The organism is Desulfitobacterium hafniense DCB-2 (assembly GCF_000021925.1).
Taxonomy (GTDB): Bacteria; Bacillota; Desulfitobacteriia; order Desulfitobacteriales; family Desulfitobacteriaceae; genus Desulfitobacterium; species Desulfitobacterium hafniense.
In genome coordinates, this window is record NC_011830.1 from 4334747 (window position 1) to 4349891 (window position 15145).

The window sequence follows — 15145 nt, forward strand, 5'->3', positions numbered from 1 at the left end:
GTTTGGCTTCGGATCAGGATTTCTATGCCGAGAATTTACCGAGGCTAAAAATTCTTCTTTAATTCCTCGTCCAGCCATTGGTCAAGATTAGCCGGAAAGGCGGGAGTCGCCTCCAAATAGTCCAATATTTTTTCACCCCAATAGGGATCAAAATGGACTCCTAATATTGAGTGCATCTCTTTAATGACTGCACCGGGGTCCTGGGATTTATTCTTATGCCGGCGGACCTCAATATCCCTGACATAATGATCAAAAACCCGCAGCCCCCGTGCCAGTAAGGGAATTTCCGTGCCCTTCAAGCGATAGGGATAGCCGTCTCCTGAATAGTTCTCGTGATGGGCTGCCACACCTTTGGCAATCCTCTCCCAGAAACGATTGCCGGTCCTTTTATAATAGTCCATGACAATCTCTTCGGAGCCGAGAGGATGCTCGACCATATAGCCCCATAGTCTGAGCAGCGCCTCCCGTTCAAGATCTTTTAAACGTTCACCGGAAAGAAGGATCTCTATAGGCCAGCGGAGTTTGGAGATATCATGCAAAAGTCCTGCCGTCACAAATTCATTCCGTGTAACCCAAGCCTGCTTGACAAACTGCTTTCCCATGTCCGTTTCTGCGAAACGGCTCATCAGATAGCCTACCCTTAAGCTATGATAATAGCTTATATCATCCACCCACGCCAGGTCCGTGAGCAGCTGCCGTATTTCATTACCGTACATACATGATTTCCTTTCCGCCATTCGGGAACAGGGGAGCAGGTTTCTTACCCTATTCCGCCCACTGCTGCCAATCGGCTTTCACAGCGGGTAATATTCCTTTTGTCCATGGTCAAAGCCGATAATATCCTTTATTCCCAAATCTTTCAGAAGCTGGACAGCCCTCTTTGCATCACGTCCTACATGCTCCGCCCGATGGGCATCTGAGCTCAAGGTCATGGGAATGCCGCGACGCTTAATCTCTTCAATGATTTTCACCTCAGGGTAATATTCGCCTACCGGTTTGTACCGTCCGGCGGTATTAAGCTCTATAACCAACCCCTTTTTTTGAATCTGCTCCAATGCCCCGCCTGCTAAACGAAGAATATCCGTCCGGGGCCGGACTCCAAAAAGCTTTATGAGATCGAAATGACCCATGGTGGTAAAAAGATCGCTGGCAGCCGCCATCTCCACCCAACGAAAATACTCCTCATACATCCCGTCCGGATCTTTCTGACGATGAACGGCTTCCTCCTCAGGATAATCGAAGGCCCACCCATTCAGTTCATGAACAGAGCCTATGACAAAATCAAAAGAAAATTGCGCAAGTAAGGTTTTGATTTTCCCCTCATCTGATGGTCGATAATCCACTTCCAGGCCGACAGCAACCTTCAGATCAGGATACTCCTCAGCCACTTCCCGGATCAGCGGCAGGTTCAGCTCGCTATAATAAACATCATGATCCGCGAAGCCGATCTGTTTCAGGCCCACCCTCCGGGCTTGATCCAGAAACTCCCGGATCGTTTCCGCCGTGGCCAAACGGTCCCCATGACCGGTAAGGTGTACATGCATATCCAACATCCCTTGGCCCTCCGTTCAACTATTCTGCACCCCGGTCTTCACCACAAGATAAGGCTTCAGCTCAATCTCAGCTTTCCCCAGGACAGTCTCAGCCCCAGCCAAATCTCTAAAGAAGTTCCCGTTGATCTTCACATCCCGTTTGCCAACGATTTTACCCTTCAGAATACGCAAACTTTGCGGGGCACTAAGGGAATAATCCCCGGAAACACTGTTCTGGGTGTGCATCCCCAAGACAGAGAGAATCAGAATTCCATCCTCAATCCCCTCAAGCACCTCTTCCCAGGGCTTCTCCTGAGCAGACTTAAGATAGAGTCCTGAGGTTCCGTAGGAAATGCCTGTGGGAGGTGCTCCCCAGGCTTTGGCGTCCTTCATCCGCAGGATGGGGCTTTGCAGGCTTCCCCGTTGAATCAGTACCGTTTGCTTAGCCGGCACTCCTTCCGACGTCAAGAGATAAGAACTCCATTCCAGAGGACGAAGGGGATCTACATAGAGACTCAGATCTTCATGAAAAACCAGCTGGTGATTTTTAAAATCTTCGACTTTAAAAGCGCTTTGTCCTTCCAAGATGGTCTGCCCAACAAGATTTGGATAGATAAATTGCCCCAAAAGCTCACCGACAACACTGGGTGAAAATACCACCGCAGTTTGGGCATTGATCCCGGGAGACTCCTTCTGCAATACCTCATAATAGCCCAGGGTTCGCTGCCAAAGAATTTCCCATTCTTCAGGGCGAATCAGCCTGCGCTTGGCAAATCCTGCTCCTACCAAGCTGTCAAAGGAATAGGAAAGGGCATATTGGGACTGCTGGTGGCTGACGGCTAAGCCATGGGAGTTCCGATTGTGCCGATACCCCCAGCTCGCTTGAATACCGGCATTGAGATGAATTCCTGAGGGAATGTCACCCAGCAGCTTGGCCAGTTGTTCGAAGAGAATTCCATCCTCACCGGCCAAAATCCTCTCTATTCCCCGATCTTCTACGGTTACTAATGGCAAAGGCTCAGGAGCGGGGATATCTGCTCCCCCGGGATCTTCGTAAGCAGCCTGGCGCCATTCCTCCAGCTGACTCTGCCAATATGCGCTTCCCTCATGGGGAGGAGGAGTTTGGACCTGAGCCTGGGTTAATCGTCCATCCTCCCAAATAATATAGACTTCACCACTCTCTCCTTGACGGCTGCTGGGCGGAGTGTAGACACTGCCTGGTGAGTTTTCCTTAATTCCCAGGGAGATAAGCCTAGCTTCCTGGATCATCAATCTCCAGTCCCGGATTCTTAGTTCATTGCTTAAGGGTCCCTTTTGGGCCCTTTGGAGGAATCCCTCAAGCTGTGTCACAAGTTTCATCATTGCTCTCCCCCCAATGTCACATATTCATCCCGATCAAGGAGGAGGTAGCGGTGACTGCCACCGCTGGAGGGAACCGATTGTCCCCCTTTACCGCAAGTTCCGATAGCGTCATAACATCCCCCGCCCAATCCGACCCGAATAGCCTGCAACGCCGAGAGAATTTTACCACTAAAAATGCTGGGCTGGTAGATGGTTAAATTAGGATCAGCTACATCGATAATTCCGTCACATTGGAAGACAAAGTCCCCGGTCTTCGGATTAACCTGACCTCCCCGATACCCTAAAAGCAGGAGATGCTTTCTTTCATCATGAAGCTCCCCCGCCGCCCTCAACGTCTGGCGCACCTGAGAGATCTCTGCCATCAAATCGGAGGCAGGGGCTAAAGGAAGGACATGATCCACCAGCAAACGAATATTGGTCATCCGCGGCAGAGGAATATGTCCATAACTTTCCGCCCTTCCGGCCCCTGAAACAGGCATACCGGCCTTATGGGCTGAAAAGATATCGCCTAAGCCTGCCTGCAGCACGCCGTCTTTCACGATCTCCACCGTTTCCCGTACCAGACCATTAGCGGAAAAAGGCTGATAGGCCCAATCCCCTTCCAAAGGACCATCGATAATATGTACCCCGGGGCGGGCTACTTGCAGGCCTTTTCTCAGCTTCCCTGCTTCCCCCAGGACGGACTCCTGCATATGGTCCGACTCCACCGCATGTCCAAAAGCTTCATGAGCCAGCCCCTTGGCCAATCCATAATCAATAATCAACGGATAATGACCGCTGGGCAAATGGGGAGCCACACAGACCTGCTTGGCAAATTCTCCCCGCTCAACCCCTCTTCGCTCCAGATCGGAATCCTCTTTTTCTAAAAGCAGGAGCCCGGCATCCACCCCGCTCCGTTGTACAAGGGCACTCTTAGCCCGCCCCTGCACCCTAACCGTCCCCTGATGCATCAGCACGGCCCGGGGAACTACATAGGACACTAAGGTTCCATCGGTCCGCCCGATACACCAACTATCTTCCACCTGGCGATAACTGGTCTGCCAGGAATGTTCCGGGCTCCGGTTCAGCAGACGCTTATGTAAAAACATCACCTGTTCCTGCAATTCCGCTAAAGAAAAATGCTCAAACTCCAGTTTGGCCGGATTGGGACCTTCAGTCTTTAAAGGAGAAGCGTCGTAGATGGCGCGGTTTAATTCCGCTCCCAATTTAGCGTTATGTTCGGCCAGGGACATGGCCCTTTTCATAGCCTCTCTTCCTGCCTCCACCGTCAAAGCATCCACAGAAGCAAATCCTGAGGCTCCTTCCGGAGTAAAGGCCTGGACACCGATTCCCCTCTCTCTGGCGGTAGACACTCTTTCAAAACGTCCATTGTTAAGCCTTAGGGACCATTCACGCCTCGCCTGAGCACGCACAAGGCAATAACCGTCCTCCTGGGTTTGGGGGCCATCCTGCAGGATCCTTTGCACTATGTCTGATATTTCTTTCTGATCCACACTATTCCTCCATTAACAAGCTTTTCTCTATTATACCACTGTCCTTGCTTAACATAATCTTCATTATGAAATTCTGAGCTACTTTTCGCACCAAAAAATTTTACCCTACATGTATATTGGCAAATTTCCTGGGACACAATGAAGATAGTCTCACGTTTTCCAATTTTTTATCCCCACTCCTCTCTTTTACTTCACTTGCGGCTGATTGTCGCAAGCTTTTTTTTGCCATGCCATGGATGAAAAAGGGGCTGTCGCAGTAAGATAGTCAGAAAAATAACAAAAGAGGGCGACTGGTAGATGTCAGAAGCCCTCTTTTGCCGTAAACTATAAGTTACTGAACGGAAGATATGGTTGCCGATATGCGAGTGTTCAGGTTTTCTGAGTCAATGCCATCCTTTAACATGTTAGTTCCTTCAATTATTTTTATTTAGCTCTCAAAAAAAGGGCATAAAAAGCAGTCAAAGCAGTTGTACAGCCAGTTTTTCTTGTTCAAACCAACCTGATAGTACATACCATTACCAATATTTCTGTTACCATCATCGATGGCTACGATCCGCAGTGCTGGAGAGTATGAGTAAGTTCTGTTTTCGTCAGACCCCTGTTGGTATCCGCCAAAACAGCACAAACCGATTTTAGTTGTTGTTCTGAAAGTGGCATATTTAGCAACTCAAACACCTCTATTCATCCAGCATCAGCTTTTTCTTTGAATTTCTGAGTTTACGTATTTCCTCGCGCTCAATAGTCTGAATGCTTTTATCCGGCACAGGCAAGTCCTCTGGTAGTGTTGCCCCCATTTCGATAATAGCTTTACGTATCTTATCGGCTACCTCATAATGTGTGTTATTTGCGTCGACAGCAGTCGATACTTCATCTCGTTTCAGTTTTTCCTCAGTCTGAGAAATTCTGAACAGATTGGCAATCAACTCTGTACTTCCCATATAATCAAGGATTTTTTCATTTTTCTTCAAGTCTTTTTTGGTATGGATGTCTGAGACAGTCATGCCCCCATATAAGCCCATATATCCGGCGTTTTGAAAAATCGCAAATTCCTCGTCAGTAAGTACCCCAGCATTATGTGCTGCTTCTGCAAGAAGCTGATTCCATTGCTTGACATTTCCACGAACAACCAATCGTTTGTTATTTTCATCAAGCTGATTAAAGGCATCTTGAACTTCCTGGCGCCGTGTCTGTATGGCAAAATAAGTTTGGCCCAAAGCAATTATTTGTTTTCGCGGATCGCCGTTTTGAACAATCAAATAACCTGCATATCGCGTCAGCTCATAATCAATTGTTTTTCTTCTTCCACCCTTGCCTATTTCTATCATTTTGTTGACCTCAACAAAATGATCTGAAACCGCAAAACCACTGTTCCTACAGGCAAGTATGGCTCGGTCAATAACCTTCTGGAAATTACGCCATTCAGTATAATCTAAGACCTTTGCAAGCTCGCGGGCATACCAAAATTCACTTCCGCTTTCCCGAATATGTTTAATGCTTTCAAATGATTTGTATTCCTCAGCATTTAAGTCCGACATATTCAATCCTCCGTACTATAAAATAAATTACCTCTGTCACGAAGTAATTTGATTACCTAAGATTTTAAACCAGTCGAATTCGAGAGGTTTAAAAATCGTCTGAAAATTTATCGACTTAGATTTATTATACCAGAATATACCTTTATTCGCCAATCCGTTATTCTACCCAACCAACTTCCCCTTTCCTCTACATGAACAAGGTGGTACAGTTTGGGCCGGATACGAAGTATATTCCCGTTTTGATGTACGGTTCCTCACAGCATTCTTTGGAATTATCCTGAGACTTTCTCTTGCCCCGATGGTCTCTTAATGATTCAACTCCGTAAGCTTCATATTTAAGGGTAAAGTTACGTGCCTGTTGATAGGATACTTGATATTTTTCAGATGTTTCTACGTAATTATGATCATGTGCAATACAGTACTGCACGCTTTCTACCCGTTCATCAAACGTGGTTTTTCTTCCTTTGGTCATGATGGCGCTTCCTCCTGTTCCAGAAGACTTTAGTCCTTCATGACCATTATACTTTTTTATCCACCCTCTAAGTTGAGTTTCTGACCTGATTTCTATAAACGAGCATTTTTCATAACAAATATTTACAGAGGAGGGATTAGACTTCCCCCTATGCAGCTTTAAGACGTTTTAAAACATCTTCCAAAGGCACTCCATTTCTACTACACTCATAAATCCATCGAATGTATTGCCCTTTTACCTCTTTTCGGACTTTCCGCAATCCTTCACCAAAGAGCAGCGGCTTCCCTAAACCCATGGTGCAGTACAAATGAGTGAAAGAAAGTAGAGCCCAGAATCTTTCGATGGAACGGATTGAGCGTACTTGGTAGCCGTTAAAACCAAGATTTCCCTTGGCTTGCCGAAAGAAGATCTCAATGGGCCATCTCTTACTGTAGTAAGCCAAAATAGTTTGTGTTTCTAATGAAACATCGGTGCACAAAAAGGCATGCAAGGCTTTAGACACCTGAAAAGCATCTTTAGGCCAACAAAACAGCACTACGGCATTCTCAATATCGTTTAGAGCCCCTTCATAGCGATAAACCCAGTAGGATGAACCGTTCACGGTCACAAGGTGAACTTCCTTTGGGTTCACATAGGAGGCAAAGGTATCGAGACGAACACGAATCCCTTGGGGATAGAGAATGCGGTTGGTTTTAAGAGCTCCAATCAGCTGGTATCCTCGTGCAGCATAGGTGTTAATCAGCTTGGCGCAGGTATACCAAGAATCAACCAAGGCATAGCCTGACTTAGGGGGAATCGGCATGGTTTTAGCCAATTCACAAGCGTCATCAATTTTGCTTAGCTTGGTTTTATCGTATTGATGAACATCATGAATGAGCGAGTGGTCACCGCATTGAACAAGGGTTGCTTGAACCTGATGCCCCCAAACACTCTTACCCTCTAAGTGCGAAAAATGGAAATCTGCTTGCTCGATGGGACGTTGTGCCTGTGACGAAGGTTTCGTCTTATTGCAAACAGTATCATCATGAATCACAAAGATGGGCTGCTCCGTCTTTTGGGAGTGGGCTACGACAAATTGAAGAGATTCCTGTTTAACAATTTTCTGGATATAAGATTCATCCCATACCCCATGAGAGAGGAAATGACCAATAGAGGTTCGATGAACCGAACTCCACTCCGCGATGTCGACTATCTTACCACGATATCCTTTAGCCGTGGCCGCTACAATAAATTCTTGAATATGTCGTAAAACAGGCTTTGAGAAATATAAGGGCAGTCGATGGCTTTTAAAGAAATTGAACATTGCTTCGTTTTTTGGTAAGATAGTGCTATGAGACATTGGCTTCCTCCTTGGGATGGATTGGTTGTGGTAGACTTATTTTATACCACAGAAGGAAGCAGAGTGTCTCTTTTTTATTTTTGGAAAAACAATGGAAGCATTTTTGCTCATTTATAGCTGATTTTATATTTTTTCAGTATTTCAGGAGCTGTAAGTTTTCCAGATAGGTAATCATTAACAGCCGCCTGCTTTAATTCAGATGAATAATGACGTGCCTTGCTGCCTGTTCTTAATCCTTCAAATCCAAAGGCATTGTATAAGCGAATCCAACCTTTAAGCTCTCCTTGGCTCATTCCGTATATGCGACATAATTCCCGAAAACCATGAGTGTTATTGAGATATTCAATAATAATTTTCTCTTTTTCTGAATAGGAGTATTTGTGTTTAAACGCCATTAAAAATATGCTCCCCCCTATGTGACAAGTTTTTATTATTTCACTTGTCTACCTAGAAGGGAGCATATCATTTCTCATAAACGTTTTGCGACACCCCGTTTTTTACGTTTTCACTTAAGCACCTTGACCATGAGCTTCCGCTCTTCCGCAAAACCAAGGCTCTGATATAATTTTACGGCCTGGACGTTATGAGAACTAACTGCTAAACCAAGATATTCAATCCCTTGCTCCCGGCAATAGGTTTCTGCGGCCTCCATCAGAACCCTGCCGATGCCATGGTTGCGATAGTCTTCGAGAACCGCAATATCCATAACCCATCCTTGAGGTAATCCCGTCAGCTCTTCCACAGCATTGGGATAAAGAACTAAAAAGCCTGCCGGCTTTTCTTGCTCCATCTCAGCAATAAACACCTTGGAGCCGCTTTGATTGATCCATGTCCAGAAGTTTTTCAGCATCTTGATCCGATACTTCATGGTCTCTTCCATGGGCTGCTGACGCCATGGTGAAATATTCACCGGAATAACCCTCTTGGCTAGTTCATACATAAATGGCCAGTCCTTTACCGTTCCCTGGCGAATGAGCATACCATCACCCCTTGGGATAATTTACGCTCCTCCGGGAAGAGATGCTCCTGTTCTGCTAACGAAAATTTACCCATATAATTTATGGATGCCTCGAAGAGATTCCTTAAGCGGACAGATGTAGACTCTATAGACTCTATAAAAGAAAGGAGAGGCCGCGATCTTGACCATTCTCCTTGCCTTAACCCTGGGGCTTGCCTTTCTCCTTTATGGTATGCATATTCTGCGGTATGGGCTTCAAGCCTTTGCCGGAGACACCTTCCGCAATCTCCTCTATCAAATGACCGCCACCCCCTGGCGGGGCTTCTGGAGCGGAACCCTGGCGACAGCTGTACTCCAATCCAGCACGGCACTGACCGTTATGGCCGTCTCTTTTGTCGATTCCGGCCTTATTTCCTTTCGCAACGCTTTAGGGCTGATCTTAGGCAGCAATATAGGTACGACCGTGACCACCCAACTGCTGGCCCTGCCCCTGGAACCGATGATTCCCTACGCCCTTTTAATAGGTGGATTAGGCTACCTTTTTTTCCCCCAGCGCTGGCGCTATCTGGCCCTTTCCTGCCTGGGTTTAAGTTTTCTCTTTCTTGCCTTAAACCTTTTGGAAAGCGGTATGGCTCCTTTGGTTGAGGTAGATTGGGTGCAGGAATTACTCCATCAACTGGGAGATCATCATTTCCAGGGGATCATCGCCGGCACTCTGCTTTCTGCCGTCCTCCACTCCTCAGCCGCTACCACGGGAATCGTCATGATTCTCGCTTCTGACGGTTGTATTACCCTGCCTACAGCCATCGCCTTTATCTTCGGAGCCAATATCGGCACCTGCTTTACAGCCGTCATAGCCTCATTGGCCACTAACCGGGCGGCCCAGCGGGTAGCCCTCTTCCACGTCCTTTTAAACCTCTTCGGTGCACTTATTTTCTTTCCCTTCCTAACGCCACTCGCTCTTTTCCTGCAATGGATCGGGGGGCCTGTCAGTCTTCAGGTTGCCAATGCTCATACCCTTTTCAATGTGCTGTCCTCTCTCATTGCCATGCCTTTTCTGCCTCTGGCGGCCCGGCTTTTGGAGCGGATACGCTGAGCCGGCTTCTTTTTGCAGGTATCTCAGACAGCATGGGGAGGGCTCTGCAGGTAAGTCTCCAGGATTTTACTTTACATCGGTCGCTCCATAAGCTGCGCGGACAAAACTAACGCTCAAGCTCTCCGCTCCGAAAGGTGCACCTGCGCCGCTAAGTCATTCTCTGTGACGTGGCGGCTTGGGCGAAACCCTCGTCCGGGTTTCGTGGCTAAATCGGCTCCTCGAAAGCACTGCTTTCGCACTTGTTCTCATAGCCAGTTGGAAACGTCCTGTTTCCAACCTTTCTCCGCTGCGTGCTTTTCGCGAAGTTTTGTTTCCGCTCGCTTAAATTCGCTTCCCTTCTGTAAAGCAAAATCCTTGGGCTGCTTTTCAAGCCTGTGCATGCTGGGCGTTGCAAGAACGCGGGATAAACCGCCTTGTCGGGGCCGTCTTTACTGACGCCGCTGGAGGCGCAAGGGCAACGGCGTCGGTTGACATCGTAAAAATCTAGGATAATATAATGCCTACTTTATATTATCCTAGATTTTTACGAGGATGTAGCGTGAACCTATATAAAAAGACTCCCTTGAACGAAAATTCCTGCCTCAGCATCACGTAGCTTGTAATTCCCTCCCAATACCTCTATAATGGATACAGGTGGAAATTAAAAGGCCGCCGCGGCCCGAAAGTGGTGGAACACTTCCAGGCACGCGCAAGGTGTGTGCACACCTACACGTAACAGCAAGCTGTCCGCGACGACAGATCCATTATACAATGCCCTTCGCTCCAGTACAACAGTACGGGCGGCCAGGGGGTATAATCGGACTGCCGCTCAGGGGAGTGCTGATTGTGTGCGACTTGAGAGCAGTAAACATGAGACAGTATGAATTCAGGCGCATGTGTAGGGATAAACCCTTGCATGCGTCTTTTAATTTCCCCTGATCACGCCGGGCTGCCGGAAACGGACCCTTGAGTGGGGTCCGGTCCGGTGCCGGGCGGAAAAGGGGGAAATAGAGTTATGGATAGCAGAGCAGGAACCGGCCAAGGGCCAAAGAGAAAGGCCCGGCGGAAGCCATGCTGACCGCCGGGTTGAATATCAGCCTGTGTGATGACGGTGCACTTCAGCGAGCGTACGTGAAACTTATCATTCAGGACTATGAAAGCAGATGCGGAGTCAGGTTTAACCTTTATGAATTCAGCAGCGGAGAGGAACTGCTGGCGAAATTCAACGAAAACCCTAATCTATTTGATCTTTTCTTTCTGGATCACCGGATGAAAAAGATCACCGGTCTTGAGGCTGCCTCCTACATAAGGCAGCGCAATAAAGCCTGTCACATCGTTTTTATAACGGCGTCGGAGGAGCAAGAGGATTTTGCAGCCGTGTCGCCGCTCCGGGTCTTGAATAAACCGGCCCAGCCAGCAGCCATCTGGGACATCCTGGACAAGGTCTCGGCAGAAAGAATAAGCTGCAGTCATAGTGGATGATGAGCCCCGCCTTTTGTACAGGAGCTTCACGATTCATTACCGCCTGTCAAATTCGACACCAGTGTCGAATTTGACAGGCGGGGAAATCGAAAAATACCCACTATATTAAATTATACTTTCTAAAACTGGTGGATTTGATTATGATGAAGGCGAGGCGTTGAGGGAAATATAGGGAAAGGTGCCTTGTCTAAGTCGTTTTTTCCGTCTTTACCGACGCCGCTTGGGCGGCAAGGTCAGCGGCGGTTGACATTCGCAAGGATTTAGGATAATATAAAACAAACTTTATATTATCCTAAATCCGCGTAGGAGGATGTGTCATGAATTATATAAAAAGGAGCCTTGAACGCAAGTTCCTGCATATGAGCAAATTTTTCAAGGCGGTACTTGTAACAGGCGCAAGGCAGGTCGGCAAAACCACTATGCTTAAACATTTGGCCGAAGGGCAAAACCGTACCTACGTCACACTGGATAACTTAATGGCGCGAAACCTGGCTAAAACCGATCCTGTACTGTTTTTTCAAACCTACAAGCCACCTGTCCTCATCGACGAGGTGCAATACGCGCCGGAGCTCTTCAGCCAGATAAAAATCCTATGTGATAGCAGCGAGGAACCGGGCCTTATTTGGCTCACCGGATCACAGCAATTTGAAATGATGAAAAACGTGCGTGAAACTCTGGCAGGCCGAATTGGCATAATGACGCTGTACAGCCTTTCCAAAAATGAAAAAGATGGTATAGAATTTGAAAATTCCCTGGATTTTTCTCCGGAATGCCTGTTTGCACGGCAGCGAATTGCTGAAAAAAACGATGTGCTCAAAGTCTTTGAACACATCTGGCGGGGCGGCATGCCACAGGTGCTTCATGCCGACGCCGAACAGCGGCAGGAGTATTATAACGCCTATGTCAATACCTATCTGATGCGCGATGTCGCCGAATTGGGCGGCATTACCGACTCACTGCGGTTTGCCAAATTCCTGACTGCCTGTGCCGCGCTCACCTCAGAGCAGGTGAACTACAAAAACCTCAGCGAAGCGGCGGACATTTCGCAGCCAACAGCAAAGGAGTGGCTGCGGCTGCTGGAAGGGCTGGGTATCGTCTACCTCCTGCAACCCTACGCCAATAATGCATTCAAGCGTCTCACCAAAGCCCCTAAGCTATATTTCTGCGATACCGGACTTTGCGCTCACCTCTCCATGTGGCTGACCCCTGAAACATTGATGAACGGCGCGGCCAGCGGACACTACTTTGAAAACCATGTCGTGGCGGAAATGCTGAAAAGCTACGCCTATTCCGCCTCGAAGGCGGTTATCACTTACTTCCGGGACTCCAACGCCAAGGAGATTGACATCATTGTCGAAGCAAACAACCAGCTTCACCCATTGGAAATCAAAAAATCCGCAAGTCCCAACAGCCGTGAGATCAACAAGTACACCATTTTGGATAAATCGTCTATCAAGCGCGGCCACGGAGGAATCCTCTGCTTATGTGAGGAAGTGGTACCGATCGATGAGCAAAACTGCTTTATCCCCTGCAATCTGATATGAGCCAGGAGGAGCATAACAGAAAGAAACTATTCATTAGAAAAGCACCCTGCTTGCCTTTGACTAGCAGGGTGCTGAATTTTGGAACGGATACGGTGAGGCAGCCTCTTCGCAAGCAGGGGGATCTGCCGGAAGTCTCCAGGATTTTGCTTTACACCGGTCGCTCCATAAGCTGCGCGGACAAAACTAACGCGAAAAACCCTCCGCTCCGAAAGATGCACCTGCGCCGCTAAGTCATTCTCTGTGACGTGGCGGCTTGGGCGGCAAGGTCAGCTGTGCTGAAAAAGACCCGCAACGTGTAGCTTTACGCACAAAAGCAGACGGATTTAGCGGAGGGGCGGTCGGGTGAACGAGGCTTTCTTAACTTAGACGAGCCACCGGTTCACATCAGGTATTACCCTGAGGTTTGGCTCGTCTGTTAAGAAAGCGAGTGAACCAGCCCCGGAGCTATGGAGTAGGCGTTGGGCGTAAAGCTACACAACCCGGATAACACGTTTTCCCTTTCCACTGATGCCATTTAAGCTACATGACCAGCTGCTCTGAGGAAAGACCCTGAAAATGCCCCCAGAAATTCCTTAGCAAAGGGCTCCGGGGCCTCCCTAAAAAAGTGAGACAGGATGCCCCCTGTCTCACTTTAATCCATATCGATTTGCCAGAAAATCGCAGATGCCCTGGGCATCATCCAGATCGAAGCAAGGTATCCCCAACTCAAATCGCACATCGCTGGCAATGGCCAGCAGCTGCTCCGGATCGGATAGGAGCTCTTGATGGACCTCTGAGCGAAAAACCTCAATCCGGGGTTGGTTCCCGTGCTTATATCCCTCGGTAAAGATGAGATCCACATCCCTTATGCGCTCCAGAACTTGCTCTAAGGTCCGCTCCTCCTGAACTTTTTCAATCATAGCCATCTTCTCAGGAGAAGATATAACGACCACATCCGCTCCGGCCTGGGCAAACCGCCAAGTATCTTTGCCCGGTTTATCCATCTCAAATCCATGGACATCATGCTTAACCGCAGCAACCCGCCAGCCCCGGCGTTTGGCTTCTGCTAACAGCTTAACCAGCAAAGTGGTTTTACCTGAGTTGGAGCGCTGTCCAACGATCGATACCACAGGAACCATTTAATCTTCCTCCCATGAACTGATCCAGCGGCCTTGCAGGCGCTCGCCCTTCTGAACCGGTCCATGCCCGCCCGGAACATCCACCAGAAGATGGCTTCCTCTCATGGAGCGGATAACACCGGAGCCTTGGGCAAAGCTGGGATCCGCCCAGATCTCTCCGTTACGAAAGACAGCCCGGGCCCGCAGGAACCTTCTTTGCTTGCCGGATTTCCCAAAATCACCATCCATATAGACGGGAAAAATCCGTTCCTGAGCTGTTCTGCCCTTAAGCTTGCGCAAGGCAGGGCGGACCAGGAGTTCATAATTCACCACTGCCGCCGCAGGGTTTCCCGACAAGGAGAAATACAGCCTCTCTCCCTTAACGCCAAGAGCGACCGGGGTTCCGGGTTTAAAATTCACTTTCCAGAAAAGGAGCTCACACCCCGCACCCACCAAAGCGTCGCGAATCAGATCATAGTCACCCACCGAAGCTCCTCCGGTAGTAACTACAAGATCCGTATCTTCCAAGGCCTTTAAAGCCTCGATGGTTTCCTCCAGATCATCTCCCACAAAGGGGGCGGCCTTCACCTCACACCCTGCCTCCAGAAGGAGGCCTTTGAGGGTATATGTATTGCTGTTATAGATCTTTCCGGGCAACAAAGGACTGCCTACATCCTGAAGCTCAGAACCTGTAGATAAAATCCCCACCTTGGGACGGCGATAGACTTCCACCGTCTCAACTCCTAAGGAAGCCAACAACCCAACAGCGGCAGGGGAAAGATACTCTCCCGCTCTTAAGACGATATCGCCGCATTTTGTTTCTTCCCCTTGATAAACTATATTGGCCTGAGGCTTAACCGGCTGGTTAATCGTGACCTGGCCAGCCGAACGCTCCGTGTCTTCCTGTCTTACCACGCAATTTGCTCCCTTAGGAAGTGGTGACCCGGTAAAAATCCGCGCACACTCCCCAAGGCGAATTTCCCGCTCAGACCATGTTCCTGCAGGAATCTCACTGACAATATCAAGGGTCAGAGGAGCCTTATCTGTTGGCTGGGCGCAATAAGCGTACCCATCCAATGGGGAACGATCAAAGGGCGGCATATCAATTGCTGCCTGGACATCTTTGGCCAACACTCGGTTATAAGCCTGTCCCAAGCCCACTTCTTCAACGCCAAGGGGCTCTATCCTATGGAGGATAACCTCCAAAGCCCGTTCAAGAGAAATCATAGTTTCCATAGCTTTCACCTCTTATCGAG

The 15145-nt window shown here is 48.4% G+C and carries 14 protein-coding genes; 3 read left to right on the plus strand and 11 right to left on the minus strand.

Features of this window, described 5'->3' with window-relative positions:
- Positions 1 to 44 precede the first annotated feature (44 nt).
- From DHAF_RS20370 to DHAF_RS20410, 9 genes are all read right to left on the minus strand, one after another.
- Positions 45 to 716, minus strand: a complete 672-nt coding sequence (locus DHAF_RS20370; RefSeq protein ID WP_015945008.1) for an HD-GYP domain-containing protein — start codon at positions 714 to 716, stop codon at positions 45 to 47.
- Between the two features lie 78 nt (positions 717 to 794).
- Positions 795 to 1553, minus strand: coding sequence for a histidinol-phosphatase HisJ family protein (locus tag DHAF_RS20375; RefSeq protein ID WP_015945009.1), 759 nt, complete (start codon positions 1551 to 1553; stop codon positions 795 to 797).
- A 15-nt stretch (positions 1554 to 1568) separates the two neighbouring features.
- Positions 1569 to 2894 carry a metallopeptidase TldD-related protein gene (locus DHAF_RS20380; RefSeq protein WP_041272010.1) on the minus strand — a complete coding sequence of 442 codons (1326 nt, stop codon included), beginning with the start codon at positions 2892 to 2894 and terminating at the stop codon, positions 1569 to 1571.
- Positions 2891 to 4387, minus strand: coding sequence for a TldD/PmbA family protein (locus tag DHAF_RS20385; protein ID WP_015945011.1), 1497 nt, complete (start codon positions 4385 to 4387; stop codon positions 2891 to 2893). Before DHAF_RS20385 ends, DHAF_RS20380 begins: the two co-directional genes overlap by 4 nt.
- A gap of 677 nt (positions 4388 to 5064) precedes the next feature.
- On the minus strand, positions 5065 to 5922 hold the full coding sequence (gene dinD, locus DHAF_RS20390) for a DNA damage-inducible protein D (protein WP_011460715.1): 858 nt from the start codon (positions 5920 to 5922) through the stop codon (positions 5065 to 5067).
- Between the two features lie 187 nt (positions 5923 to 6109).
- Positions 6110 to 6394 carry a helix-turn-helix domain-containing protein gene (locus tag DHAF_RS20395; RefSeq protein ID WP_015945012.1) on the minus strand — a complete coding sequence of 95 codons (285 nt, stop codon included), beginning with the start codon at positions 6392 to 6394 and terminating at the stop codon, positions 6110 to 6112.
- Positions 6395 to 6542: 148 nt separating this feature from the next.
- Positions 6543 to 7733, minus strand: a complete 1191-nt coding sequence (locus DHAF_RS20400) for an IS701-like element ISDha16 family transposase (RefSeq protein WP_011459419.1) — start codon at positions 7731 to 7733, stop codon at positions 6543 to 6545.
- A 107-nt stretch (positions 7734 to 7840) separates the two neighbouring features.
- Positions 7841 to 8128 carry a helix-turn-helix domain-containing protein gene (locus DHAF_RS20405; protein WP_015945013.1) on the minus strand — a complete coding sequence of 96 codons (288 nt, stop codon included), beginning with the start codon at positions 8126 to 8128 and terminating at the stop codon, positions 7841 to 7843.
- Positions 8129 to 8238: 110 nt separating this feature from the next.
- A complete protein-coding gene (locus DHAF_RS20410; protein ID WP_005809777.1) occupies positions 8239 to 8712 on the minus strand; it encodes a GNAT family N-acetyltransferase in 474 nt (157 codons plus the stop codon).
- Between the two features lie 160 nt (positions 8713 to 8872).
- Here DHAF_RS20410 and DHAF_RS20415 point away from each other — a divergent pair, with 160 nt between their 5' ends.
- From DHAF_RS20415 to DHAF_RS20430, 3 genes are all read left to right on the plus strand, one after another.
- Positions 8873 to 9787, plus strand: coding sequence for a Na/Pi cotransporter family protein (locus tag DHAF_RS20415; protein WP_015945015.1), 915 nt, complete (start codon positions 8873 to 8875; stop codon positions 9785 to 9787).
- Between the two features lie 1050 nt (positions 9788 to 10837).
- Entirely contained in the window at positions 10838 to 11248 is a 411-nt protein-coding gene (locus tag DHAF_RS20425) for a LytR/AlgR family response regulator transcription factor (protein WP_015945016.1), read from the plus strand.
- Positions 11249 to 11565: 317 nt separating this feature from the next.
- Positions 11566 to 12792, plus strand: coding sequence for an ATP-binding protein (locus DHAF_RS20430; RefSeq protein WP_005816160.1), 1227 nt, complete (start codon positions 11566 to 11568; stop codon positions 12790 to 12792).
- A 626-nt stretch (positions 12793 to 13418) separates the two neighbouring features.
- Here DHAF_RS20430 and mobB read toward each other — a convergent pair.
- A complete protein-coding gene (gene mobB / locus DHAF_RS20435) occupies positions 13419 to 13910 on the minus strand; it encodes a molybdopterin-guanine dinucleotide biosynthesis protein B (protein WP_015945017.1) in 492 nt (163 codons plus the stop codon).
- Positions 13911 to 15125 (minus strand): molybdopterin molybdotransferase MoeA, encoded by a 1215-nt coding sequence (locus DHAF_RS20440; RefSeq protein WP_015945018.1) that lies wholly within the window; start codon positions 15123 to 15125, stop codon positions 13911 to 13913.
- Positions 15126 to 15145 lie beyond the last annotated feature (20 nt).